At 64.9% G+C, this 23,870-nt stretch carries 19 protein-coding genes; 12 read left to right on the plus strand and 7 right to left on the minus strand.

Annotation, left to right across the window (positions count from 1 at the left end; translation table 11 throughout):
• Positions 1-846: thioesterase family protein (locus CFE35_RS19565; RefSeq protein ID WP_292933250.1), on the minus strand; the 846-nt coding region annotated here is incomplete at its 3' end.
• A 128-nt stretch (positions 847-974) separates the two neighbouring features.
• Here CFE35_RS19565 and CFE35_RS19570 point away from each other — a divergent pair.
• From CFE35_RS19570 to CFE35_RS19595, 6 genes are all read left to right on the plus strand, one after another.
• On the plus strand, positions 975-2,717 hold the full coding sequence (locus tag CFE35_RS19570; RefSeq protein ID WP_292931959.1) for a class I adenylate-forming enzyme family protein: 1,743 nt from the start codon (positions 975-977) through the stop codon (positions 2,715-2,717).
• Positions 2,718-2,792: 75 nt separating this feature from the next.
• Positions 2,793-3,218, plus strand: coding sequence for a GFA family protein (locus CFE35_RS19575; RefSeq protein WP_292931961.1), 426 nt, complete (start codon positions 2,793-2,795; stop codon positions 3,216-3,218).
• 42 nt (positions 3,219-3,260) lie between these two features.
• Positions 3,261-4,433, plus strand: coding sequence for an acyl-CoA dehydrogenase family protein (locus tag CFE35_RS19580; RefSeq protein WP_292931963.1), 1,173 nt, complete (start codon positions 3,261-3,263; stop codon positions 4,431-4,433).
• 177 nt (positions 4,434-4,610) lie between these two features.
• Positions 4,611-6,053: an aromatic ring-hydroxylating dioxygenase subunit alpha gene (locus CFE35_RS19585; protein WP_292931964.1), complete on the plus strand. Its 1,443-nt coding sequence runs from the start codon at positions 4,611-4,613 to the stop codon at positions 6,051-6,053.
• Positions 6,053-6,856, plus strand: a complete 804-nt coding sequence (locus CFE35_RS19590) for a glucose 1-dehydrogenase (RefSeq protein WP_292932031.1) — start codon at positions 6,053-6,055, stop codon at positions 6,854-6,856. The genes CFE35_RS19585 and CFE35_RS19590 overlap by 1 nt, the downstream gene beginning before the upstream one ends.
• Positions 6,857-6,867: 11 nt before the next feature.
• Complete coding sequence (locus CFE35_RS19595; RefSeq protein WP_292931965.1) at positions 6,868-7,671, plus strand: SDR family oxidoreductase; 804 nt, start codon at positions 6,868-6,870, stop codon at positions 7,669-7,671.
• Here the strand turns inward: CFE35_RS19595 and CFE35_RS19600 are convergent.
• A complete protein-coding gene (locus CFE35_RS19600) occupies positions 7,668-8,678 on the minus strand; it encodes an NADP-dependent oxidoreductase (protein WP_292931967.1) in 1,011 nt (336 codons plus the stop codon). The two genes, CFE35_RS19595 and CFE35_RS19600, sit on opposite strands and share 4 nt — an antisense overlap.
• Positions 8,679-8,831: 153 nt before the next feature.
• On the opposite strand from CFE35_RS19600, the gene CFE35_RS19605 reads away from it, so the two are divergent.
• Positions 8,832-10,985 carry a molybdopterin-dependent oxidoreductase gene (locus tag CFE35_RS19605; RefSeq protein WP_292931969.1) on the plus strand — a complete coding sequence of 718 codons (2,154 nt, stop codon included), beginning with the start codon at positions 8,832-8,834 and terminating at the stop codon, positions 10,983-10,985.
• A 333-nt stretch (positions 10,986-11,318) separates the two neighbouring features.
• Here CFE35_RS19605 and CFE35_RS19610 read toward each other — a convergent pair whose 3' ends face one another.
• From CFE35_RS19610 to CFE35_RS19620, 3 genes are all read right to left on the minus strand, one after another.
• Positions 11,319-13,883 carry a TonB-dependent receptor gene (locus CFE35_RS19610; protein WP_292931971.1) on the minus strand — a complete coding sequence of 855 codons (2,565 nt, stop codon included), beginning with the start codon at positions 13,881-13,883 and terminating at the stop codon, positions 11,319-11,321.
• A gap of 287 nt (positions 13,884-14,170) precedes the next feature.
• Entirely contained in the window at positions 14,171-15,745 is a 1,575-nt protein-coding gene (locus tag CFE35_RS19615; protein WP_292931973.1) for an aromatic ring-hydroxylating dioxygenase subunit alpha, read from the minus strand.
• A gap of 46 nt (positions 15,746-15,791) precedes the next feature.
• On the minus strand, positions 15,792-17,081 hold the full coding sequence (locus CFE35_RS19620) for an MFS transporter (RefSeq protein ID WP_292931974.1): 1,290 nt from the start codon (positions 17,079-17,081) through the stop codon (positions 15,792-15,794).
• A 180-nt stretch (positions 17,082-17,261) separates the two neighbouring features.
• Here CFE35_RS19620 and CFE35_RS19625 point away from each other — a divergent pair, with 180 nt between their 5' ends.
• From CFE35_RS19625 to CFE35_RS19645, 5 genes are all read left to right on the plus strand, one after another.
• Entirely contained in the window at positions 17,262-17,654 is a 393-nt protein-coding gene (locus tag CFE35_RS19625) for an OB-fold domain-containing protein (RefSeq protein WP_292931975.1), read from the plus strand.
• The gene (locus tag CFE35_RS19630) at positions 17,651-18,799 is read left to right on the plus strand and encodes a thiolase family protein (protein ID WP_292931977.1); all 1,149 of its coding nucleotides are present in this window, start codon (positions 17,651-17,653) and stop codon (positions 18,797-18,799) included. Before CFE35_RS19625 ends, CFE35_RS19630 begins: the two co-directional genes overlap by 4 nt.
• A gap of 5 nt (positions 18,800-18,804) precedes the next feature.
• A complete protein-coding gene (locus CFE35_RS19635) occupies positions 18,805-19,575 on the plus strand; it encodes an SDR family oxidoreductase (RefSeq protein WP_292931978.1) in 771 nt (256 codons plus the stop codon).
• 66 nt (positions 19,576-19,641) lie between these two features.
• A complete protein-coding gene (locus tag CFE35_RS19640) occupies positions 19,642-20,574 on the plus strand; it encodes an NmrA family NAD(P)-binding protein (protein ID WP_292931980.1) in 933 nt (310 codons plus the stop codon).
• Between the two features lie 121 nt (positions 20,575-20,695).
• Positions 20,696-22,294: a peptidase S10 gene (locus tag CFE35_RS19645; RefSeq protein WP_292931981.1), complete on the plus strand. Its 1,599-nt coding sequence runs from the start codon at positions 20,696-20,698 to the stop codon at positions 22,292-22,294.
• Here CFE35_RS19645 and CFE35_RS19650 read toward each other — a convergent pair.
• Positions 22,291-23,085 carry a TIM barrel protein gene (locus CFE35_RS19650; RefSeq protein ID WP_292931983.1) on the minus strand — a complete coding sequence of 265 codons (795 nt, stop codon included), beginning with the start codon at positions 23,083-23,085 and terminating at the stop codon, positions 22,291-22,293. The genes CFE35_RS19645 and CFE35_RS19650 overlap by 4 nt on opposite strands.
• Before the next feature lie 14 nt (positions 23,086-23,099).
• Positions 23,100-23,840 carry a glucose 1-dehydrogenase gene (locus CFE35_RS19655; RefSeq protein WP_292931985.1) on the minus strand — a complete coding sequence of 247 codons (741 nt, stop codon included), beginning with the start codon at positions 23,838-23,840 and terminating at the stop codon, positions 23,100-23,102.
• Positions 23,841-23,870 lie beyond the last annotated feature (30 nt).

The raw sequence follows: 23,870 nt of genomic DNA on the forward strand, positions 1-23,870 counted from the left end.
GGCCATGTGGTTCGAACTGGTTTCGAGCAGCCACCAGCCCTCGCGCGTCTGCGGCACTTCGCCCAGAATCGTCAGCGCCCAGGTGATCGAGCTGATCGGCCCCTTGCGCTCCATCGCGCGCGCCGAACCGGGCGGCAAGGCATCGCCAATGCCGACGAGTTCGCCCACGGGATCAAGCCCGGCGCGGTCCTTCAGCCGCACCCAGCGGCGGATCGTGCCCGCAGGTGAGCCGCCAGCGGGATCGGCGCGGCGCATGTCCATCCGCGCGGTGAAGGCGGGGGCCATGTCGCTTGCGGTGAGGTGCGGGGACTCTTCCGGCGGGATCAGCCCCGGCAGGACCGAGGCCGCCACGCTGCCATTGCTCTCGCGCTCCGCGCCGAACAGCCAGAGCGTGCGCTGCGCGACCGCGCCATCGCACAGCAGTGAGGTTTCCACTTGCGCCACGCTGCGCCCCTGCCGGAGCATCACGACTTCAACTTCGAGCTGTTCGCCCACCGGAGCAACAAACCCGACTTGCGCGGCGCGCAGCGGAGGCAGATCCGGGAAGGCCAGCTTGGCGGCGGAGTAGGCGATGAACGCCGCCGTGCCGCCATACATCGTCCGGCCCTGCATCCAGCCTGCTGCGCCATCGAGCTTGAAGCGCCCACTGCCCAGCGGCTCCAGCCGCGCGGCGAGGGCGCCAAAGCCCATGCCGGCCTCGTCGCCCCCGGTGTTTGCGGTATCCGGCTGCTCGCTCTCCGGCAAATTGGCGTCCTTCCCACGAATCTTGTTATAGCTCCGGATTAGGTCATCGAACGGGATCAGGGAAGCGCTTTGCGCGGTGCGGCCATTCGAAAAATGCAGCAATTCCGCCGGATTCGCGCCCTTCCGCTACGGCAAGCAGGGCTTTGCGGGCACTTGCTGCAAGCCGGGGCTGGCCCTAGTCTCCCCCTCAAAGAGGCGCTGCCGGAATGAGCCGCGCCCATGAGGATGCCATGACTGAACAAGCCCCCGAACGTACCGGCGCGCTCCCGGCCATTCCCCCCGGCTGGCCGGTGCACACGCTGGCGGAAATCCGCAGCGAGCTGTGCGCGCCGGGCATGCCGTTCGAGATGGAAAACCTGACCATTCGCGGCGTGCCGACGCGGGTGTGGAAGAACGCGCTGCCCGATCTGCGCGCCGTGATGGCGGCAGCGCGCACGCACGGCGCGGCGGATTTCCTGGTCTACGGCGATGAGCGCGTGAGCTTCGATGCTTTCCATCGCGCGGTCGCCGCGCTGATGGCCGCGCTGGCCGCGCGCGGCGTGGCCAAGGGGGACCGGGTGGCGCTCGCCATGCGCAACCTGCCGGAATGGCCGGTGGCGTTCATGGCAGTGGCGGCGCTCGGTGCAATCATCGTGCCGCTCAATGCGTGGTGGACGGGCGAGGAACTGGCCTTCGCGCTGGAAGACAGCGGCGCGCGCATGCTGATTGCCGATGCCGACCGCTGGGCACGGATCGGGCCGCACGCGGCAGGCCTTCCGCTCAAGAACGTGGTGGTCTCGCGCGGGAACTCGTCAGGCGGGGAAGCGCTGGAAGACCTGATCGGCACACCCGCGATCTGGGCGGTGCTGCCCGATGCGCAGCTGCCCGCAGCGCAGATCCACAGCGATGATCCCGCCGGCATCTTCTACACCAGCGGCACCACCGGGCGGCCCAAGGGCGCGCTTGGCACGCACCGCAACCTTGTCACCAACATCATGACGAGCGCGTGGAGCGGCGCGCAATCGGCGCGGCGGCGCGGCGAGGGGCTGCCCGAGCCCAAGCCGCGCGTGATCCTGCTCGCGGTGCCGTTCTTTCACGCCACGGCCTTTTCGGCCACGCTGATGGGCTCGCTCGCAGGCGGCAGCCGCCTCGTGCTGCTGCACAAGTGGGATACGCTGGAGGCGATGCGCTTGATCCAGCGCGAGCGCGTCTCGATGACCGGCGGGGTGCCGTTCATCGCCTGGCAGCTGATCGAACACCCCGAGCGCGGGCAGTTCGATCTCTCCAGCCTTGAGGCCATCGCCTATGGCGGCGCGCCGTCCGCGCCCGAACTGGTGACGGCGATCTGGCAGACTTTCGGCGCGCTGCCCGGCAATGGCTGGGGCATGACGGAAACGAGCGCCACGGTGACGCACCACATGGCCGAGGATTACCTCAACCGGCCCTCCAGCTGCGGCCCGCCCGCACCCGTCGCCAGCCTCGAAATCCGCGCCGACGACGGAGTGACGGTATTGCCGCCGAACACGGTCGGCGAACTCTGGGCCAGCGGGCCGATGATCGTGGCGGGCTACTGGAACCGGCCCGAGGCGACCGCGCAGACCTTCGTGGACGGCTGGGTGCGCACCGGCGATCTGGCGAAGCTCGATGACGAAGGCTTCTGCACCATCGTCGACCGCGCCAAGGACGTGATCATCCGGGGCGGTGAGAACATCTACTCGATCGAGGTCGAGAATGTGCTCTACGAACATCCAGCCGTGACCGATGCCGCGCTGGTCGGCATTCCCCACCGCACGCTGGGCGAGGAACCGGCCGCGGTTGTCTATCTTGCACCCGGAACCGAGGCGAGCGAGGAAGAACTGCGCGCTTTCGTCGCAGCGAGGCTGGCGGGCTTCAAGGTGCCGGTGCGGATCGCTTTCACGGAAGCGACCCTGCCACGCAACGCCAATGGCAAAATTCTCAAGAGCGAACTGCGCGCAATGTTGGCCGAAGGATAAGGGCTGGCAGAAACGTGAGATGGCGCGCGGCAGGGGCCGTGCAATGAAGGCAACAACGATCAGGGAGACAGGGTTATGAGCGAAGCAGCAGCAGGGGAACGGCGCCAGGGCGGATGTCTGTGCGGATCGGTGCGCTATGAAACATCGTGGCCGCCGCTGCTGACCGGCGTGTGCCATTGCCGCCATTGCCAAAAGCAGGCGGGAACGGCGTTTTCGGTGCTCGTGGCCGTCCCGTTCGCTTCGCTCGAGCGCACGGGCGAACTGACCGTCTACGAAGACGGTAGCGAATCGGGCAATCCGGTGCTGCGCAAGTTCTGCGGCAAGTGCGGCTCGCCCGTGTTCAGCGAGACGCCGGACGGGATGGCGCAAGGCATGATCTTCATCAAGGCGGGCACGCTGGACGCGGTGGCCGATCTCACGCCCACCGTCCACTTCTGGACTTCGAGCGCGCAGAACTGGGTGGCGATCCCCGATGGCGTGGCAAAGCTGGAAAAGCAGTAAGGGCTGGAAAAGCAGTAAGCGCGAGCAGGACAGGTATTCGAGATGGCATTGGCGAGTTTGCAGGGAACCGATTTTCCCGAAATCCGGGAGGAAGTGGCCAAGCTGTGCCAGAGCTTTCCCGATCCCTACTGGCGCGAGCTCGATCGCGAGATGGCCTACCCGGCTGAGTTCGTCCGTGCGCTGGGCGAAGCGGGCTATCTCGCCGCGCTGATCCCGGAGGAATACGGCGGTTCGGGCCTGCCGCTTTCAGCCGCTGCGGCCATCCTTGAGGAAGTGCAGCGCGCCGGGTGCAACGGTTCGGCTTGTCACGCGCAGATGTACATCATGGGCGCGCTGCTGCGGCACGGCAGCGCGGAGCAGAAGCGCGAATATCTGCCCCGCATCGCCAGCGGCGAACTGCGCCTGCAGGCCTTCGGCGTGACCGAGCCGACCAGCGGCACCGATACGGGCTCGCTCAAGACCACAGCCGTCCGGCAGGGCGACAGATACATCGTCAATGGCCAGAAGATCTGGACCAGCCGCGCCGAGCATTCCGATCTCATGCTGCTGCTGGCGCGCACCACGCCGCGTGAGGAATCGGCGCGGGGGATCGATGGCCTCTCGATCTTCATCCTCGACATGAACGCGGCGCGCGCGGCGGGCGGCCTGACGATCCGCCCGATCCGCACGATGATGAACCATTCGACCACCGAGGTGTTCTTCGACAATGTCGAAGTGCCCGCGGCCAACCTGATCGGAGAGGAAGGCAAGGGCTTCCGCTACATTCTTTCGGGCATGAACGCGGAACGCATCCTGATCGCGGCCGAATGCATCGGCGATGCCAAGTGGTTCATCGAACGATCGCGCGCTTATGCCAACCAGCGCGAACTGTTTGGCCGCCCCATCGGCCAGAATCAGGGCGTGCAATTCCCCATCGCCAAGGCCTATGCCCAGATGCGCGCGGCGGAACTGATGGTGCACGAAGCCGCGCGGTTGTTCGAAGCGGGCGAGGCCTGCGGCGAACAGGCCAACATGGCCAAGATGCTCGCCGCCGATGCCTCGTGGGCCGCAGCCGAAGCGGCGGTGCAGACGCACGGCGGGTTCGGGTTTGCCGAGGAATATGACATCGAACGCAAGTTCCGTGAGACCCGGCTCTATCAGGTGGCGCCGATTTCCACGAACATGATCCTGAGCTACATTGCCGAACACGTGCTCGGCCTGCCCCGCTCTTACTGAGGACGCTCTTACTGAGGACGGTCTTGCTGAGGGCGCGCGCCCGGCTTTCTTCCCCGCCTATTCAATGCGCCAGCTTGTTGGCAGACAGCGCGATGGCAATATATCACGCGTGCAAGAACTGCGCGTGCGGTAAGGCCTGCCTGGCCTGCCCTGCGCCTCTGACAATCAGGATCCGCCATGGCTGACATTGACCCCCAGATCGACGACTTCAAGGCAGACCGGTCCGACCGCTGTCCGGGGATCACTTACACCGACATGCTGGCCGTCGATACGCGCCCCGCGCCCGATTACCTCGTGATGGAATCGACGCAGGAACTGGGCGACGATCCGCTCGATCCGGAGCGCTATACCAGCCCCGCGTTCAAGGCGCTGGAAGACGAGAAGATGTGGTCCAACGTGTGGCAGTTCGCCGCGCGCGAGGAAGACATGCCCGATCCGGGCGACACCGTGGTCTACGAGATCAATGATAAGTCGTTCCTGCTCGTCCGCCAGCCGGACGACAGCGTTCGCGCGTTCTACAACGTGTGCCTCCACCGTGGGCGCAAGCTGCGGCTGGAAGGCGGGCGCGCGATCAACCTGCGCTGCCCGTTCCACGGCTTCACCTGGAACAACGATGGCAGCCTGAAGGAAATCCCCTGCTCGTGGGATTTCAAGCATCTGGAAGACAAGGACCTCTCGCTTCCCGAACTGAAGGTCGAGCGCTGGCAGGGCTTCATCCTGATCACCGAGAACCACGATCTGCCGAGTTTCCGCGAATGGATCGGCCCCGGTGTCGAGCATTACGACAACTGGCGGCTCGATGAATGCACCACCGGCGCGTGGGTCGCACGCGTGGTTCCGGCCAACTGGAAGGCGGTATCCGAGGCGTTCATGGAAGCCTGGCACTCGATCGTCACGCACCCGCAGATCCTGCCCTTCACGGCAGACGCCAACACCCGCTACGATCTCTACGGCGATCACATGAACCGGGCGATCACGCCCAACGGCACCCTCTCGCCCCACCTCAAGGGCAAGGACCAGATGTATGTGATCAACAAACTGGCCGAGTTCCTTGGCGCAGGCGATGGGCGCGGCCGCCGCAATGCGGCTGAACCGACCGACCTCAAGGGCTTCGATCCCGCCGATCCGCTGCTGGCGCGCAAGGTGCTGGCGCAGGCCAACCGCGAAGGCTTCGCGGCAATGAATGGGCATGATTACTCGCAGGCTTCCGACAGCGAGATGCTCGACAACCTGACCTACAACATCTTCCCCAACTGGAGCCCGTGGGGCGGCTTCGTGCCCAACATCGTCTATCGCTGGCGGCCGTGGAAGGATGCCGATCACTGCCTGATGGAAGTGCGCATCCTGATGCGCGCGCAAAAGGGCGAGAAGCCCGCACGCGGACCGGAAATGTTCCTGATCCCCGATGGCGAGCCCTGGACTTATGCCGGACACCTCATCGGTGCCGCGCTGGCGGGCGTGTTCGATCAGGACATGGAAAACCTGCCGCACGTGCAGGCCGGCATGAAGGCGAGCAAGAACAAGCGGCTTGAGCTCGGCCACTATCAAGAAACGCGCATCCGCCAGTTCCACCGCACGATGGACAAGTACATCTCCGGCGAGCTGCCGAAGACGACGTGATGCAGCGGCTCGAAGGGCGCGTTGCGCTGGTCACCGGCGCGCTGCGCGGCATTGGCCTGGCGGCGGCAGAGCGGATGCTGGCCGAAGGCGCGAGCGTGGTGCTGACCGACATTGCCGATCCGGGCGCGGCGGAGGTTTCCGCCGTGCTCGCCCGGCTGGGGGCTGCGGCGCACTACTTGCGGCTTAACGTGACGCAGGAGGCCGACTGGCAGGCGGCCGCCGCGCAGGTCCGCGCGGATCATGGGCGGCTCGATGTGCTGGTGGCCAATGCCGGCACCGATTGCACCTCGCGGGTCGAGGAGATCAGCCTTGCCGATTGGCACCGCGTGATGGCGGTCAATGTCGATGGCCTGTTCCTCGGCGTGAAGCATTGCACGCCGCTGATGGAAGAGACGGGCAAGACGACGCGCGGCGGCTCCTCGGTGATCGCGATCAGCTCGATCATGGGGATCGTCGGCATTGCCGATGCCTCCGCCTACAACACCTCCAAGGGTGCGGTGCGGCTGTTCTGCAAGGCCGTGGCGGTCGAATTCGCGCAGAAGCGCATGCCGATCCGCGTCAATTCCGTGCACCCCGGCTTCGTGCGCACGCACTTGCTTGAACAGGGCATGGCGGGCTGGGTGGAAAAGGGCATGGGCGAATCCGTCGATACGCTGATGGCCGGGCTGGGCGCGAGCACGCCGATCGGCCGCATCGCCGAGCCCGATGAAATCGCCCCCGCCGTGGCGTTCCTCGCCTCTGATGACGCCAGCTATGTGACGGGTGCGGAGCTTGTCGTCGATGGCGGCTGGACCGCCCAATAAGGATTTCTGCCATGACGATTGCGTTGGATGGAGTTGTCGCACTGGTCACCGGAGCGACCGGGGGGATCGGGCGTCAGGTGTGCAAGGCGCTGAAGGCGGCCCATGCGACCGTGATCGCGGCCGATCTGGCTACGCTGGAATGGGACGAGGCCGGCGGGGCGGCGGGGGATCTCGCCTGCGATCTCTATCAGTCGCTCGACGTGACGAGCGAGGCCAGCTGGAAGGCGCTGGCCGAAGTCATTGAATCGCGGTTCGGACGGCTCGATGCACTGGCGCACATCGCGGGCATTTCCATCGTCGAAAGCTTCGAGGCGACCACGCTGGCGCAGTTCCACCGGGTCAATGCGGTCAATGTCGATGGCGTGATCCTTGGCACGCAGGCGCTGCTGCCGATGCTGCGCGAAGGCGGCAAGGCGCGCAAAAGCGGTGCTTCGGTGGTCAATTTCTCGTCGGTCGGCGGGCTGAATGGCGCGGCGTTCAACGCGGCCTATTGCACCAGCAAGTTCGCGCTGACCGGCCTGACCAAGTGCATGGGCGCTGAATTTGCCGCGCTGGGCTACAACATCCGCGTCAACAGCGTGCATCCCGGCGGCGTCGATACCGGGATGCTGGAAAGCATCATCGACCGCTATGTCGAAATGGGCGTCGCCCCCAGCCGCGAGGTGGCGCTGGAGGGCGTCAAGATGACGCACCCCATCGGCCGCATGGCCCGGCCCGAGGAAATGGGCGGCGGCGTGGTGTTCCTGTGCTCGGACGCCGCCAGCTACATGACCTGCAGCGAGCTGGTCATCGACGGCGGCTTCACGCAGATTTAGAGTTCCACCACCACTTTGCCGATATTCGCCCCGGTGAAGAGCTTGGTGAAGGCTTCGGGCGTTGCCTCCAGCCCCGTGCTCACCTCGAAGGGCAGGCGCAGCTGCCCTGCTGCTGCAAGCCGCGCCAGTTCCGGGTTGAACGCCGGTTCGCGCACATAGAAATCGGGCGAGAAGAAGCCTTCGATGCGCAGGCGCTTCATCAGCACCTGATCGAACCGGTAAGGGCCCGGCACCGGCCCTTGCGCGATATAGTTGGTGATGAGGCCGCAGACCGCGACGCGGCCGAACAGCGCCATGTTCGCCAGCGCTGCATCGAGAATCTCGCCGCCAACGTTGTCGAAATAGACGTCGATCCCGTCCGGGCAGAGCCGCGCCAGTTCGGCTTCGACATTGCCAGCCTTGTAGTCGATTGCCGCGTCAAACCCGTACTCTCCGGTCAGCAGGCCGCACTTGGCCGCGCCGCCCGCAATGCCGATCACGCAGGCGCCGCGCGCCTTGGCGATCTGCCCGGCCATCAGCCCGGTACAGCCCGCCGCAGCTGAGACGACGAACGTCTCGCCCGCCTGCACCGCGCCGGTCTCAACCACCCCTACCCACGCCGTCCACCCGTTCGCGCCGTAGATGCCGACGTATTCTTTCGGGTCAGCATGCGCATCATCGAGCGTGGTGCAGTACGTCGCATCAGGCTCTACCACTGAAAAATCCGCCCACTGGCCATAGCAGCGCACGCGGTCTCCTGCCTTGTAGGCAGGATGGCGGCTTTGCGTCACCACGCCCAGCACCGTGCCGATCAGCTTAGCGCCCAAGGGGGTGCCGGGCTGATAGCTGTCCTCGCGGTCGGTCATGTACATGCGCGTGCCGCTGTCCATCGAAAGGACCTTGTTGGCGACGAGGATCTGGCCTTCTGCCAGTGCGGGCAGGGTTTCCGTCTCCAACGCGAAGGCTTCGGCATAGGCGTTGCCCACGGGCCGCCGCGCAAGGATCCAGTGGCGGTTTTCTTGGCTCATCTGCTATCCTTCGGTTTGGGCTGATTGCGCATCAAACCCGGGTTCGACCGCCATGCTACTGGTGAAAAGGCGGGGGCCTACCCTCTCTTTCATCAGTGGGAGATGGGGGCAATTGCCGATAGCCTCCGCACTCAAAATATTGGGAGACGTGTCTTGGCCGATAAGACCCTGCGTACCTTCTGCCGCTTCTGCCATGCCAGCTGCGCCATGCTGGTTGATGTTGAAGGCGACAAGGTGAAGTCGGTGCGGGGCGATCCCGAGAACCCGCTGTTTGGTGGCTATACCTGCGTGAAGGGCCGCCAGATGCCCGAAATGCACAACCTGCCCGAACGGCACATGCGCCCGCTGGTGCGCAAGGGCGGCGTGAAAGGCGCGGAGTTCGTCGAGACGTCTACCGCAGAGGCGCTGAAGCAGGTGGCGGACAAGGTCCGCGCGGTGATCGCCGAACATGGCCCGCATGCCGTGGCGCTCTATTGCGGCACCAATGCCTTCCAGAACAGCGCGGTGCTGGGCACGTCCTATGCGCTGGCCGAGGCGATTGGCACGCGCAACTACTATACCAGCGTCACGGTGGACCAGCCCGCCAAGGTCTTCACCACCGCGCGTTATGGCCAGTGGATGGGCGGGCCGAACAACTTCGAGGAATCCGACGTCGTCATGTTCGTCGGCAACAACCCGCTCGTCTCCCACTACACGCCGAGCGGCGGCGTGCCGCCGTTCTCGCCCTCGCGCCGCCTGCGCGATGCCAAGGCGCGCGGGATGAAGGTGATCGTGGCCGATCCGCGCCAGAGCGACACCGGCAATCTGGCCGACCTCTACTTGCAGGTGAAGCCGGGCGAAGACCCCGCGCTGCTCGGCGGGATGCTCCACGTGATCATCAAGGAAGGGCTCTACGACCGCAACTTCGTGGCCGCCCACGTTGATGGTTTCGATGAACTGTCCGAAGCGGTGAAGGATTTCACGCCCGAACTGGCAGGCGAGAAGTCGGGCGTTCCGGCGGAACAGATCGTTGCGGCTGCCCGCATGTTCGCCCGCGCCGCCAAGGGCCGGGTGGTCACGGGCACCGGGCCGGAAATGGCGGGCCGCGGCGTCCTCACCGAATATATGGTGACCGCGCTCAACGTGGTCTGCGCCCGCTTCAACCAGGCGGGTGACAAAGTGGCGAACCCGATGGTGTTCATGCCGTTTGCCGCTGGGCCGAAGAAGGCGCAAGTTGCGCCGCCGATGCCGATGTTCGGCGAAGGCTTCACGAAGTCGCGCATTCGCGGCATCGGCAAGCTGGGCACCGAAATGCCCTGCCCGGTGCTGGCGGATGAGATCCTCACCCCCGGTGAAGGCCAGATCAAGGTGCTCATCTCGATCGGCGGCAACCCGGAAATCGCCTTCCCCAACCAGCGCAAGGTGCGCAAAGCGCTCGAAACGCTGGAAATGTTCGTGCAGGTAGATCCCTATATGTCGGCCAGCGCGAAGCGGGCGGACGTGATCCTCGCGCCTTCGATGTGCCTTGAACGTGAGGACATCAACAACGTCTCGCAGCCGTTCTGCGAGGAGCCTTACGCGCATTATGCCGAGGCGATGGTGCCCGCGCCGGGCGATACGATGGACGAGTACGAAATGCTGTGGTGGCTCGCCAAGCACCTCGGCCTTCAGCTCCAGCTGCCGGGCGGGCCGTGTTCGATGGATGCGGTGCCAGACAAGATGACGATGCTCGATCTCATCGCGCATGGCTGCCTGATCGCGCCGAGCAAGGCGCGAGCCGACGGGCTGGCGAGTGCGACGCCGGGTGGGGCGATGATCTATCCCGAAGCACACGCAGTGATTGCGCCTGCCGATCCCGATGCGGCAAACCGGTTCCAGCTTGGCGCGGGCGCGATGCCGGCGGCCTTTGCCGGCTATGCGGCGCAGCGGCCCGAGGCGGACGGGTTCGATTTCCGCCTGATCTCGCGCCGTTCCAAGCACCGCTACAACAGCAACGGGCATATCTCCGAGTTCCTCAAGAAGAAGATGCCGACCAACCCGGCCTACATCAATCCGGAGGATCTGGCCGCGCTCGGCGTGGAAGACGGTGCGGTGATCGAGATCGCCTCGCGCGTCGCCTCGATCCACGCGGTGGCCAGCGCGAGCGACAAGGTGCGGCGCGGGGTCATCTCGATGTCCCACGCATGGGGCAACGATGATGCGGGCAAGGATGATGTGATGACGGCGGGCGGCTCGACCAACCGCCTGATCGACGACGCGGACGACGCCGATCCGATCACCGGCATGGTTCTGCAAAGCGCGATTCCGGTTCGGGTGGTCGCGGCCTGAGGTCCTCCTGCAGAGCCCCGTCAGCCTGGCTAATCCCTTTCCGTCACCCCGTGCTTGACACGGGGTTTGGCTGGTCTTCAGCCGCGGCGGGCGAAGAAGAAAGCCAAGGCCCGTGTCAAGCACGGGCCGACGATGTCATCTGATACATCTGGCCCCCAATGGGAGACGGCGCGGCTGAGGCAGATTGCTTCAGCCGCGCTTTTTCTGTGCCCTGTCCACAAAGTGAAAGGCGTCCACAAAGTGAAAGGCGCCCACAAAGTGAAAGGCGCCCACAACGAAAAAGGCCGCCCCGGTTTCCCGGAGCGGCCCTTTTTCCGGCCTAAGCTCTGAAGATCAGAACTTGAAGCTGGCCTGCACGAAGACCTGACGGCCACGGTTGACGGTGAACACTTCATCGTCACCCTGCGGCACGTAGGTCGCGCTGCCGGGGGTGCCGAGCCCGCCGGGACCGGCGAGGAACGGACGGCCGCCCGAAGTGTTGACGAAGATCTTGTTGGTGACGTTGTTGCCGATCAGCGCCAGCTTCCACCGGCCATCAGGTGCGCCGACCGAGATCTGGGCGTCGAGAGTGGCATAGGCGGGCTGGATGTAGTCAGCCACGTTTTCCTGACGGGTGTAGTACGCGCCGCTGTAGGCGAGGTTGCTGGCCAGGCCCAGTTCGAGCGAATCGCCCAGCGGTGCGGTGTAATCGAAGGCAATGTTACCCGCGAAGCGCGGTGCACGCGCAGCGCGGCGGCCATTGATGTTCGGATCGTCCGCGTTGCCGGCAATGCCGTCAGGCCCGGTGCCGGTGATGAAGTCCTTGGTGAACTTCGCATTGGTATAGGCCGCCGAACCGGTGAAGCGCAGGCCGTCAACCGGCGTGCGCCAGCTGAAGTCCATGTCGATGCCCTTCGTGGTCAGCTCACCGGCGTTGCTGGTGATGAACTGGATCGTGGTGGCGTTGAAGTTCTGCACCTGCAGGTTCTTGAACACGTAGTAGTACGCGGTCGCGTTGAACGTGATGGTGCGGTTGGCGAGCTGCGACTTGAAGCCGATTTCACCGCCGCGGCTGGTTTCCGACTTGAAGATCAGGCCATTGGCAACGGCATCGCGCGTGGCCGGGTTGTCCAGGCCGAGCAGGTTCGACGAAGGCAGTGCCGAGTTGTCGATACCGCCCGACTTGAAGCCGGTCTTGAACGCGGCATAGACATTGAGGTCAGGCGTCGCCTTGTAGCGCAGCGTGACTTCAGGCGTCCACTTGGTGTCCTTGAAGTTGATCGGACCCGAGAAGAAGCCGCTGTCGATGAAGGCAGGGCCTGCCGACAGGAACGTGTGCACGTAAGGAACGGTGATTGTGTTCACCTTCTTTTCGCGCGTCCAGCGCACACCGCCGGTCAGTTCGAGCTGATCGGTGAAGGTCAGCGTGCCGCTGCCGAATGCCGAATAGGCATCGGTCTTGGTGCGGTGCTTCTTGTACCAGTCATAAGTGTTGCCCGTCACAGGATCGGGCGCGATGATCGAGATGTTCACGCCCATCTGCGACGTATTGAAATCGATCGTACGCTTTTCATAGAACGCGCCGAGGGTGAAGTTGAACATCCCGTCGAAGCTGCTGACCATGCGCAGTTCCTGGGTGAACTGCTTGGTTTTGTTCTCCGGATCGCTGGAGCCCATGCCGAGCGCGACGCCCGGGCCATTGATTGCGGCGAGGGCAGGCGCGATCAGGCCGACGGGGACGCCGTTCGGGTTGAACGCGGGGCCGACGCCGAGGTAGGAGTAGGAGTCGAAGTCGACTGCCTTGAGGCTCATGAAGCCGGTGGTCGAGACGACTTTCAGGTTATCGGCAACCTTGGCGTTCATCAGCAGGCGGGTGAAGAACAGGTCCGTCTTGCCGAAGGGGTGGCCAGGATAGCCGCCGTTGGCGCCCGCGCTGCCATCGGGGAACTTCTTGACCGCAGTGGGCGAAGGATCGGACGTGGTGAAGTACTTGTCGAACGGGTTGCAATCCGCGTTCGAGGGGATCGCGATCGCGCCGCCCAGCAGCACGACTTCATCCGCCCGGCCGTTCTTGCCGCACGAGATATCTGCGGTGCCGATGGCGCCGTCATTGGTGTTGCGCGTGTAGGTGGCCTTGAGGTTGGCCTTGAAATCGCTCGACGGTTCCCACTGCAGCGTGACACGGCCGACGAAATCGCGAAGCCCGCGATTGCGCAGCAGCGCAGGCGTGCCGGGCGCGATCTTCACGTATTCCTTCACGTCGTTGTACTGGCCGGCGATGCGGATACCGAAGGTGTCGCTCAGCGGGCCGGAAATGAAGCCACCGATGAGGTAGCCCTTTTCCTCGAACTCATACGAAGCGCTGCCGCCGTACTGCCACGTGGAGGTTGGGTCTGCGGAGCGGATCTGCAGCACGCCTGCCGAGGCGCTCTTGCCGAAGTAGAGCGACTGCGGGCCCTTGAGGACGTCGATCTGGGCGGGGTCGACGAAGCCGGCCTGCAGCAGGCGGCTAGTGGAAACCTGCACGCCGTCGAAATCGAGCGCCACGGCGCTGTCGAACGCGGCGGAGATGTTGGACGAGCCGACACCGCGCAGGGAGAGCTGCGCGCCTGCGCCCGAGCCGCCGATCTGGACGTTCAGCGTGGGGATGCGGCTGACGATGTCAGCGGGCTTGGTGACGTTGTACTTGGCGAGCGTGGCAGCGCCGATCGCGGTGATCGTCAGCGGCACGTTCTGCAGCGATTCTGCATCGCGGCGAGCGAAAACGGTGATTTCCTCGGTGGTTGCCGGAGGTGCTGACGCCGCATCGGCGGCTGCGGCATCGGCGGCATGGGCCAGCCCCGGCAGCGCCAGCGAAGTCGACGCGACGCCCGCGAGAAGCGCGATGCGCAGCGGCGATGCGAGTGTGTTCAATCTCATGGCAATCCTCCCAATTTGATATAAGGCGTTTATCATGCTGTTAACGCACGATTTTTTCCTTATCATCCCGTATGATAAGCTAGGGCGCAGGGGGCTGACAGCAACTATCAAAAAGGGTGACAAAGTGTGGGTTTTCCGGCGCAGTGTGGCCGGAAAAGCGCAAGGATTCCGTGACGGAAGTTAGGTTTCATCCAGCCTTTTGGTTGGGGCCGTATCCTCGCGTATCGTCAGGGGGCCCCGCGCGCCGGATTGCAGGCCGCACGCGCAGGGAAAGGCCGGCAAGGAGATCAGCGGCTTTTCGGCGGGGTTTCGCTATCCAGCCAGTGGTTCAGCTTCTCGTGGAAATCGCGGATCTTGCTTTCCTGATAGCTCGCGAAAATCACCTCGCCCTTGGGGTGATTGTGCAGGCCCTTTTGTACAGCGGCGTGATTCAGGCCGTCCTGGTTGAAGATCTTGTTGAGATAGCTGCCGAATTCGGTCGCCTTGGTGTAGTCGTCGTCCAGATCGAGGAAGGTGCACTTGGCGGGCGCGGGGCGCTCTGCGCCTTCGGGCACCTGCACCATGTACATCACTTCGTGCAGCGATTGCTCCGGGTTGTTCCCGTCGGGCCGGAAGCGGTAGAAGATCGGGTTGAAATCCGCCCAAGGATGCAGGTTGGGGAACACCGAATAGAAGATCGCGTCGATCATGTCGGCATCGCTGAACTGGTCGATCGCATCGCCCCACTGCGGGCGCATCGTGTCGCGCCGGTCGCGCGCGGCATCGGCGCGGAAATCCGCCGCTGAAGCGCTGGCAAAGCGCGTGGGCGTGTTTTCCTCGCCCGGCGCGATCTTGCCGCCGATCCAGTTGCACATGTGCGCATCGGCGTTGACCACTTCGCCCTCAACATGCGCGCCGGTCATGTCGAAGATGCCGGTCTTGCCATTGGGATGGCGCACTTCGACGCGGTTTTCGTCCAGCCGCGTGTAAAGGTGCCCGTTCAGCGGGTGGCGAAAGCTGGTGAAGGCCTGTCCTTCGGGGAACGCGCTGGGATCAGGCGCATCGAGATCGGTGTGCGCGCTTGGCGGACCGGAGGCGGACATCGCGCGGCTGATGTTCGGCCACACGTCGTACTTCGAGCCGGTATCGAGGAACATCGGCAGCAGTTCGGGGTGCGTGCCGACGACGTGGTAGGATTCCATGAAGGCTTCCTGCGCCACTTTCCAGTTGCAGGGCAGGCGCTTGACCATGTGCGCGGCCTTGTAGCGGCCCTTGAATGGCAGCGAGAAATGGCGGTCGATATCGCCGAGGAAATCGGCGAGCGGCTCGGCATTCGGGTCCGGATTGATGAACACGAAGCCGCCCCAATGGCCGACCGAGACGGCGGGGAGTGAATATTCCTCTTCGGTGACGCTCGGGAAATCCCAGTGGCTGGGCACTTCCTTGAGCTTGCCATCGAGGTGCCATGACCAGCCGTGGAACGGGCAGCGCAGCACCTTCAGGCCCTGCCGGTGCGCATCGCACAGCTGGCGCCCGCGGTGGAGGCAGGCGTTGGGAAAAGCCTTGACCGCGCCGGGGCCATCGCCGGGGGCATTGCGCACGAGAATGAAGGAAAGCCCTGCGATCTCGTAGACGAAAGTGTCGCCCACGTTGGGAATGTCGTCCTCGTGGCAGGCCATCTGCCACACGCGCTTCCACAGGCGTTCAACCTCGCGGTCGTGCTCCTCGCGGCTGTAGTAGCGGTGCGTGGCGACCTTGGTGACGCCGCCGGGATAGGGCGATTCTTCCAGATAGACAGGCGGCGGAGCGACCTTGTCGCTCTTGATCACATCGAGGTAGGTCACGCCTGCAGTACGGTCGTGCCCGGTCTTGGTTTCCACCATTTGTCTGCTCTCCCATGGACTTGTCACAAGTCCACTTTCGATAAGTCTACGCCTCCGCAGAGGCGGGGCCATTACCAGTTTTGAGGGGACCGCGCTCCATGCCGCCCGCCGCGTAGAGGTAGAACAGCACGGCGGGCACCGCGAAGGCCGCGCTGACGCCGATCACCGCCCAGCTCAGCGCCTTGATGCCGAACAGGGGCGTCAGGCTGGTGCTGACATAGCCGACGAGGAACAGGCCGAGCGCCTGCCCGATGAGATTGTTGAAGATCATCGCGACCGCCATCGCCATCGCGCGCTCATCGGGCCGGACGGCCAGCTGGATCAGCGAGACGGTGGGCGCCTGCGCGACAAGGAACACCAGATAGCCGCAGGAAAACAGGCCGAGGAACGTCCAGAAATGCGTGCTCATGAGCGCGGCGAGGTAGAACGGCAGGCAGCCCAGCGTGGCAATCGCCGGGAGCCATGCCCGCCAGCGAGCATCGCGCCGGACCAGCCAATCGGTGAGGTAGCCGCCCAGCAGCGGGCCGGGAATGCCGCCCAGCACGAACGCGAGGCCGAGGTAGAAGCCGACATCGGCGGTGGAGACGGGGAAGCCGCGCAGCATGATCGCCGCGAGCCAGGTGGCAAAGACATAGCCCGTCACGATCATGCAGCCAAAGGCGCACGATGCGGCAAGGAACACGCGGTTGGCAAACAGCGCGCGCACCCCGGTGAACCACGCGGTCAGCCCTTCAGTCAGGCCGACCTTGGGCGGGACGGGGCGGCCGCCCGGCTCCTTCACCGTCAGGAACACGAACAGCGCGAAGGCAATGCCGGGCAGGCCCAGCAGCAGGAAGGTCATCCGCCAGCCGACGGCATGGGCCAGCACCCCGCCAAGGATGAGACCCGCCGCGGTGCCCAGCGTAGGGCCAAGGAAATAGATGCCCATCGCGCGGCCCAGTTCGTGGCCCTTGAACGTCTGCGTCAGCAGCGAGGTGGCGGCAGGGCCGCTGCCCGATTCGCCGATGCCCACCCCCATGCGCGCAAGGAAGAAGGTCCAGAAACCGGTCGCCATGCCGCACAGCGCGGTCATCAGGCTCCACGAAGCGATGGCGCAGGCGATGATCAGCGGGCGGCTCATCCGGTCTGCCAGCCAGGCCAGCGGCAGCCCGCAGACGACATAGAGCACGGTGAACGCAAAGCCGGTGATCAGGCCGATCTGCGTGTCGGACAGGGCAAAGGCGTGCTTGATATCCTCGATCATGATCGAGAGGATCAGCCTGTCGGCGATATTGAGCATGCCGCCGAACGTGATCACGCCGAGCACGAAATGGCGGTAGTGGCGATGCTCTCCCAAGTCGCTCGCTCCTCTTTTTCCAAGGGCTAGGCATTCGCGGTCGCGGCGGCGACTAACACATTGAGTGAGGGCCAGGATGGCGCGACCTAGCACTTTCAATGATCGTCGCCCCCCGGCTTTGGTGTCACGATACTTTTCATATCGGGCCGCAGCCGTCGGCCCGCCCCTGATGGGAAAGGTATGGCTGACGTGCTTGAGCCGATTGCAGAGAACTTGTGGACGAACGAGGCGGAGCCCGCGCTGATCGGCGGGCGGCTGCCATCGGGTAAGATCGTGTTCCCCTATCCCAGCGGCGATGCGGCCGAAGGCGTCGAACTCTGGCGCCTTTCGCGCAAGGGTACGCTGTGGTCGTGGACCCGGCAGGATTTCCAGCCGAAGGAGCCATTCGAAGGGCCGGAGCCGTTCCAGCCCTACCTGCTCGGCTATGTCGAGCTGCCCGGCGAAGTGATCGTCGAGACGCGCATCGTCGATTGCGTGCTGGAAGATCTGAAGCTTGGCATGCCGATGGAATTCGTGGTCGCGCCGTTTGACGCGACCCGTTCGACTTATGCGTTTCGTCCGGAGAAAGCGTGATGGAAGACGTCTATATCATCGGGGCGGGCATCCACCCCTTTGGCCGCACTGATGGCCGCTCGGGCCGCGATCAGGGCGTGTTCGCCGTGCGTCAGGCGATGGCCGATGCCGGGATCGCATGGACCGACGTGGGCTGCGCCTATGGCGGCTCGGCGGCGGCAGGCAGCGCGGATATCATGGTCAACGAACTGGGCCTCACCGGCCTGCCGTTCATCAACGTCGCCAACGGCTGCGCCACCGGCGGCTCTGCGCTGGCCTCCGCGCGCAATGCCATTGCGGCGGGCGAGTTCGACGTGGCGCTGGCGGTCGGCTTCGACAAGCACCCGCGCGGCGCATTCAACGCCAAGCCGCGCGATTATGGCCTGCCCGAATGGTACGGCCAGACCGGCATGATGCTGACGACGCAGTTCTTCGCATTGAAGATCCAGCGCTACATGCAGCTCTACGGGATCAGCCGGGAAACGCTGGGCCGCGTTGCGGAAAAGGCCTTCCGCAACGGCGTCCATGCCGATCACGCATGGCGGCGTTCGCCGGTCGATCTGGAAACCATCCTGAACTCGCCGATGGTCAATGATCCGCTGACCAAGTACATGTTCTGCGCGCCCGCCGAAGGCGCGGTGGCGCTGATCCTCGCCAGCGGCAAGAAAGTGCGCGAATTGGGTGCCGATGCGGTGAAGATCGCCAGCGTCGCCGTCCGCACCCGTCCGCCGGGCTCGTTCGAGGTGTTTGCGCCTTCGGTTGATATCGACAATGGCGGCAAGCCGACGATCCTCGCCTCCAAGGCGGCGTTCGAGCAAGCCGGGATCGGGCCGGAGGATATCTCCGTCGCGCAGTTGCAGGATACCGAATCCGGCGCGGAAATCATGCACATGGCCGAAAACGGCTTCTGCAAGGATGGCGATCAGGAACAGTGGCTGCGCGAAGGCCGCACCGAAGTCACCGGCACGCTCCCGGTCAACACCGATGGCGGCTGCCTTGCTTGCGGCGAACCCATCGGCGCTTCGGGTCTGCGTCAGGTCTATGAAAACACCGTGCAGCTGCGCGGCCGGGGCGGCGGGCGGCAGGTGCCAAACAATCCCAAGGCGGCCTACAGCCACGTCTATGGCGCACCTGGCTTGTCCGGCGTGTGCATTCTGGAGCGCTGAAACAGATGGGGAAGATGACCGGCAAGGTCGCCCTGATTTCGGGCGGCGCGGAAGGGATTGGCGGCACGGTTGCCGAACTGTTCGTGGCCGAAGGCGGCAGCGTGATGCTCGGCGATCTGCAGTTGGACAAGGCGCAGGCCCATGCCGCCAGGCTGGGGCCGAATGCCGCTGCGGTGCAGCTTGATGTGCGCGATCTGGCGCAGTGGGAAGCCGCCGTCGCCGCCACGTTGGCGCGCTTCGGCAAGCTGACCACGCTGTGCAACATCGCGGGCATTTCCGAGCCGGGCAACACCGTCGACGTCGATCTCGATAGCTGGCACCGCCATATCGATATCAACCTGACCGGCAGCTTCTATGGCTGCCGCGCCGCGCTCCCGGCGCTGGCGGCTTCGGGCGAGAACGCCACCATCGTCAACATCGGCTCGATGCTGGCGCACCGCGCGGCAGGCGGCATGGCGGCTTATTGCGCGTCGAAGGCGGGCGTCACGCATCTCACGAAGTCGGTCGCGCTCGATTGCGCCGAACGTGGCCTCAAGATTCGCGCCAACACCGTGCATCCCGGCGCGATCCGCACCCCGATGTACAATCGCTACCTCAACGCGGGCGGCGCAACGCCCGAGCAGATCGAGGGGGTGATGGCTTCCGCGCACCCGATGGGCCGCGTGGGCGAGCCTGACGAAGTGGCGCGCGCGATCCTGTTTCTCAGCTGCGAGGATTCGAGCTTCACCAGCGGGACCGACCTCAATGTCGACGGAGCCAGCGCAATCCGCAGCTAGGCCCGAATAATCCGGCTGCACCGGGCCAGAGAGCCGGGCAGCTCCACTCAAGAGGAGAGATGCGAAATGGCACTGGTATCCGTCGTGGGCGCAACCGGTCGGCAAGGGCTGGCGCAGGTGCGCCAACTCGTTGCCGCAGGGCACTCGGTTCGCGCGCTTTCGCGCAATGAAAAGCCCGATCTTGGGCCAACCAACGCCGATATCGAAACGCGCGTGATCGACCTGTACGACCGCAAGACCTACACCAAGGCGCTCGAAGGCTCGGACGCGGTGTTCTACAATCACCCGCTGCAACTGCGCGATTCCCGCGCCGAACTGGCGGGCTGGATCGGTGAGGCGGCCAAGGAAGTCGACGCCAAGCGCTTCGTCTGGAACACCTCCAGCTGGATTCCGGACAAGCCCGGCGATGCATTTACTTATGCGGGCAACACCGCGGGCATCAACGCGCTGTTCCGTTCGGGCGTTCCGGCCACGGTGTTCGGCTCGGTGCTGTTCATGGACAACCTGCTGACCAACTGGGCGCGCCCGTTCATCATGCACGAGAAGCGCTATGTCTATCCGCACAAGCCAACGCTGGGCGCGAACTGGATCAGCCTCGATGACGTGGCCAAGATCATGATCCACGCGATGGACCGCCCGGACATGGAAGGCACGTGGATGAACATCGGCGGGCCGGAGCGCCTGCTGCCGCCGCAAGTCGCGCAGATCTTGTCCGATCACTTCGGCCACACGATCAAGTACGATCCCTGCACACCGGAAGAGTTTGGCGATCTGCTGGTGAAGGCGCTGGGCGATTCGATGGCTGAGGAGGAGCGCAAGCCCTTCGCTGCCGGGATTGCGGCGTTCTACAACTACAACAACAACGCGCCGACCAAGCCGTTCGAAGTCAACACCGAGGCTATGATGGAACGCCTGCCGGGGATCGAGCTGGAAACGCTGGCGCAGTGGGTTGCACGGCAGGACTGGTCCGATACGGCGCACCGGCCTTCGGCGGGGTGATGGCGCGGTAACGGTTGGGGAGGGCTACATGCCCTCCCAGGCCCTTCATGACTGCTGGACAACAAACCGGCGCGGTGCGACCACCCGCGCCGGTTTTGTTTTTTTCAGGTGGGGCGCTTTCATGCGGTGGCTGCGGGATATTTCGGCACTGGCTCTGGCTTTCGGGCTGAGCACGGCGGCACTGGCGGCGGACAAGGCGGCGGATGCGGCCAAGCCAGCCGAAGCAGCAAAGGCGGTGCCTCCCGCCCTGTTCCAGCCGGAGGAAGTCGCCAGCGAAGGCTCCGTCACGGTGCGGGGCAGCCGGATCGATTACAAGGCCATCGCGGGCACACTGGTGGTCCACCCGAAGGGCTGGGACGACGCCGCCAAACCCAAGGCGGACGATGAGGCCGCTGCCGAAGCCTCGATGTTCTATACCGCGTATTTCAAGAAGGGTGCGCCCGCTGCGGATCGCCCCATCCTGTTCGTGTTCAATGGCGGGCCGGGTTCCTCCACCGTGTGGCTCCACATGGGCGCGTTCGGCCCGCGCCGGGTGGTGACGGCGGACGGCCAGCACACCCCGCCCGCGCCCTATCAGGTGGTTGATAACGGCGAGAGCCCGCTCGATGTGGCGGATCTCGTGTTCATCGATGCGCCGGGAGCGGGGTTCAGCCGGATCGCGGGCAAGGACAAGGAAAAGGCGTTCTACGGGATCGATCAGGACGTTTACGCCTTCGCCGATTTCATCAAGCAGTTCCTCTCCAAGTACCAGCGCTGGAATTCGCCGCGCTACCTTTTCGGCGAAAGCTACGGCACGCCGCGCGCGGTGGCCTTGGCCGCGAAGCTGCAGTCGTCGGATGCGGTCGATCTCAACGGGATCATGCTGCTTTCGGTGACGCTCGCGTTCGATTTCTGGGCCGATGCGCCGCAGTGGAACCCCGGCAACGACCTGCCCTATATCGCGACGCTGCCGACTTATGCGGCAACCGCCTGGTATCACAACCGCGTGCCCGGCGGCCGCCCGGCAGAGCTTGAACCGTTCCTTGCCGAGGCGGAGCGTTTTGCGACCACCGACTATGCCGCCGCGCTGATCGAGGGGAACGACATTTCAGCGCAGCGCAAGCAGGCGATGGCCGAAAAGCTAGCGCGCTACACCGGCCTTAGCCCGGCCTATATCCTCCGCTCGAACCTCAGGGTCAATCTCGGCCAGTTCAATCGCAACCTGATGGACGAGACCGGGCAGACGGTGGGTCGGCTCGATACGCGCTTTTCCGGAGCAAGCCTCGATGTGTTGAGCCGCGAGGCGGACTACGATCCGCAGTCCACTGCGATCAGCTCTGCCTATGTCTCGGCGTTCAACGACTACGCGCGCGGCAAGCTGGGTTATGGCACGGGCAAGGCGTTCAAGCTCTTTGCCGACGTGGGGGAGTGGGACCTCAAGCACACTCCGCCGGGCGCCGGATACGCAGTGGAAGGCGCGGCGAACGTGCTGCCGGACCTCGCCTTCGCGATGAAGACCAATCCCTCGCTGAGGGTGCTGGTGCTGGGCGGATACTACGATACCGCGACGCCCTATTTCGAAGGCCGCTTCCAGATGCGCCATCTGCCCGTGCCGGAGAACCTGCGCGGGAACATTTCCTACAAGTATTACCCGTCAGGCCACATGGTCTATGCGCTGGAGGCATCGCTGAAGGCGCTGCACGATGATGTGGCGGCCTTCGTGAAGGGGCGCGGGAACTAGCCTGCGTTCGCCGCCAGCCACCGCCGCGTGGCCTGTGCGACGGCCCGCGAGCGCTCGCCGGGATCAGGGAAACCATCGCGCAGGGCCTTGGAGCGCAGCTCGATGCTGAGCGGGATGCCGGGCGGCAGGGCCAGATACATCGCGGCCAGCGGCAGCGCGCCTTCGCCGCACTGCTGGCGCAGGTCGATGGCGTCTTCGATGATCGCTGCAAAATCCGCCGGATCGGGGCGCTTGGCGGGGGCATCGCAGAACTGCGCGTAGGGCAGCAATTCGCGCGGGATAGCCGCGAGATCGGCGGGCGCGGTGCCCGAGCGGTCGACATGGATCGGATCGATCAGCAGCGCGCGCAGCGGGTGCGCGACCTGATCCAGCACGGATAGCGCCATGGCGAGGTTCTTCACTTCGGTGAAGATGCCGAACTCCAGCGCCACCCGCAGGCCCGTCCCTTCGGCATGGACGCACAGCTCGTTGAGGCGCGCGGCGGTCTTGCCCATGTCGGCTTCCGAGGAAACGCACAGCACGTTTTGCGCGCCAAGCTGGGCGCCGACATCGATGACCTTCTTGTGCGCGGCCATGTCGCTGCCCGGCTGAAGCCAGATCACTTCCACGTCGACCAGCGGGAGGCCCGTATCCGCCAGCGCGGCGCGGGCCTCGCGGGTGGTCGTCTCAGTCCACGCCTCGGGATCGACCCAGAGCCCGACCGCGTCAAACCCGCCAAAGCGCGCGGCGCGGATGGTTTCGACAGGGCCGAATTCGGGAACGACGCCCGAGGCGAGGCTGATCGGGTTCATCAGATCGACCAATCCTAAATCGAACTGCCGCCGTCGATGCGGAACTCGGCCCCGGTGGTGAAGCCGGATTCGTCGGAAGCGAGGTACACCGCGATGGCGGCGATTTCCTCGGGCGTGCCGATGCGGCCGATGGGGTGGACCGCGACCCAGCCCGCGTAGACTTCGTCCGGGTTGGGCACCTGCGCCAGCACCTTGTCGAGGATGGGCGTGCGGATCACGCCGGGGTGGATCGAGTTGCAGCGGATGCCGTAGCCGCTCTTGCCGCAATGCGCCGCGATCGACTTGGTCATGTGCGCCACCGCCGCCTTCGCGCCGTTGTAGGCGACGAGATCGGCATTGGCGCGGATGCCCGCGAGCGAGGACATGTTGATGATCGAGCCGCCAGCGGCCTTCATCTTCGCCACGGCATATTTGCAGCCAAGGAACACGCCGACGACATCGATCTCGAATTCATGGCGGAACTGCGCGAGCGTCACCTGCTCGATGTTCCCGGCAGTGGTGATGCCCGCGTTGTTGATCACGCAATCGAGCGCGCCGATGCCGTCCATCGCAGCGGCCCAATCGGCTTCCTGCGTCACATCAAGGTGCACGTAGCGGGCCTTGTCGCCAAGCTCGGAGGCGAGGGCCTCGCCGCCTGCATCGTCGATATCGGCAATCACGACGCTCGCGCCCTCGGCAACAAAGCGCCGCGACATGGCTGCACCGAGCCCCGAGGAACCGCCGGTGATAAGCGCGGTCTTGCCGTTCAGTCGCATGTCATTCTCTCCCGTGAAATTGCTTGTTTG

This window comes from Novosphingobium sp. PASSN1 (genome assembly GCF_002278815.1).

Excerpts from the sequence above, each read along its gene's own strand:
- CFE35_RS19570 (WP_292931959.1), top strand. The coding sequence starts at position 975 with ATGACTGAACAAGCCCCCGAACGTACCGGCGCGCTCCCGGCCATTCCC.
- CFE35_RS19575 (WP_292931961.1), top strand. The coding sequence starts at position 2,793 with ATGAGCGAAGCAGCAGCAGGGGAACGGCGCCAGGGCGGATGTCTGTGC.
- CFE35_RS19580 (WP_292931963.1), top strand. The coding sequence starts at position 3,261 with ATGGCATTGGCGAGTTTGCAGGGAACCGATTTTCCCGAAATCCGGGAG.
- CFE35_RS19585 (WP_292931964.1), top strand. The coding sequence starts at position 4,611 with ATGGCTGACATTGACCCCCAGATCGACGACTTCAAGGCAGACCGGTCC.
- CFE35_RS19590 (WP_292932031.1), top strand. The coding sequence starts at position 6,053 with ATGCAGCGGCTCGAAGGGCGCGTTGCGCTGGTCACCGGCGCGCTGCGC.
- CFE35_RS19595 (WP_292931965.1), top strand. The coding sequence starts at position 6,868 with ATGACGATTGCGTTGGATGGAGTTGTCGCACTGGTCACCGGAGCGACC.
- CFE35_RS19600 (WP_292931967.1), bottom strand. The coding sequence starts at position 8,678 with ATGAGCCAAGAAAACCGCCACTGGATCCTTGCGCGGCGGCCCGTGGGC.
- CFE35_RS19610 (WP_292931971.1), bottom strand. The coding sequence starts at position 13,883 with ATGAGATTGAACACACTCGCATCGCCGCTGCGCATCGCGCTTCTCGCG.
- CFE35_RS19615 (WP_292931973.1), bottom strand. The coding sequence starts at position 15,745 with ATGGTGGAAACCAAGACCGGGCACGACCGTACTGCAGGCGTGACCTAC.
- CFE35_RS19625 (WP_292931975.1), top strand. The coding sequence starts at position 17,262 with ATGGCTGACGTGCTTGAGCCGATTGCAGAGAACTTGTGGACGAACGAG.
- CFE35_RS19635 (WP_292931978.1), top strand. The coding sequence starts at position 18,805 with ATGGGGAAGATGACCGGCAAGGTCGCCCTGATTTCGGGCGGCGCGGAA.
- CFE35_RS19640 (WP_292931980.1), top strand. The coding sequence starts at position 19,642 with ATGGCACTGGTATCCGTCGTGGGCGCAACCGGTCGGCAAGGGCTGGCG.
- CFE35_RS19645 (WP_292931981.1), top strand. The coding sequence starts at position 20,696 with ATGCGGTGGCTGCGGGATATTTCGGCACTGGCTCTGGCTTTCGGGCTG.
- CFE35_RS19650 (WP_292931983.1), bottom strand. The coding sequence starts at position 23,085 with ATGAACCCGATCAGCCTCGCCTCGGGCGTCGTTCCCGAATTCGGCCCT.
- CFE35_RS19655 (WP_292931985.1), bottom strand. The coding sequence starts at position 23,840 with ATGCGACTGAACGGCAAGACCGCGCTTATCACCGGCGGTTCCTCGGGG.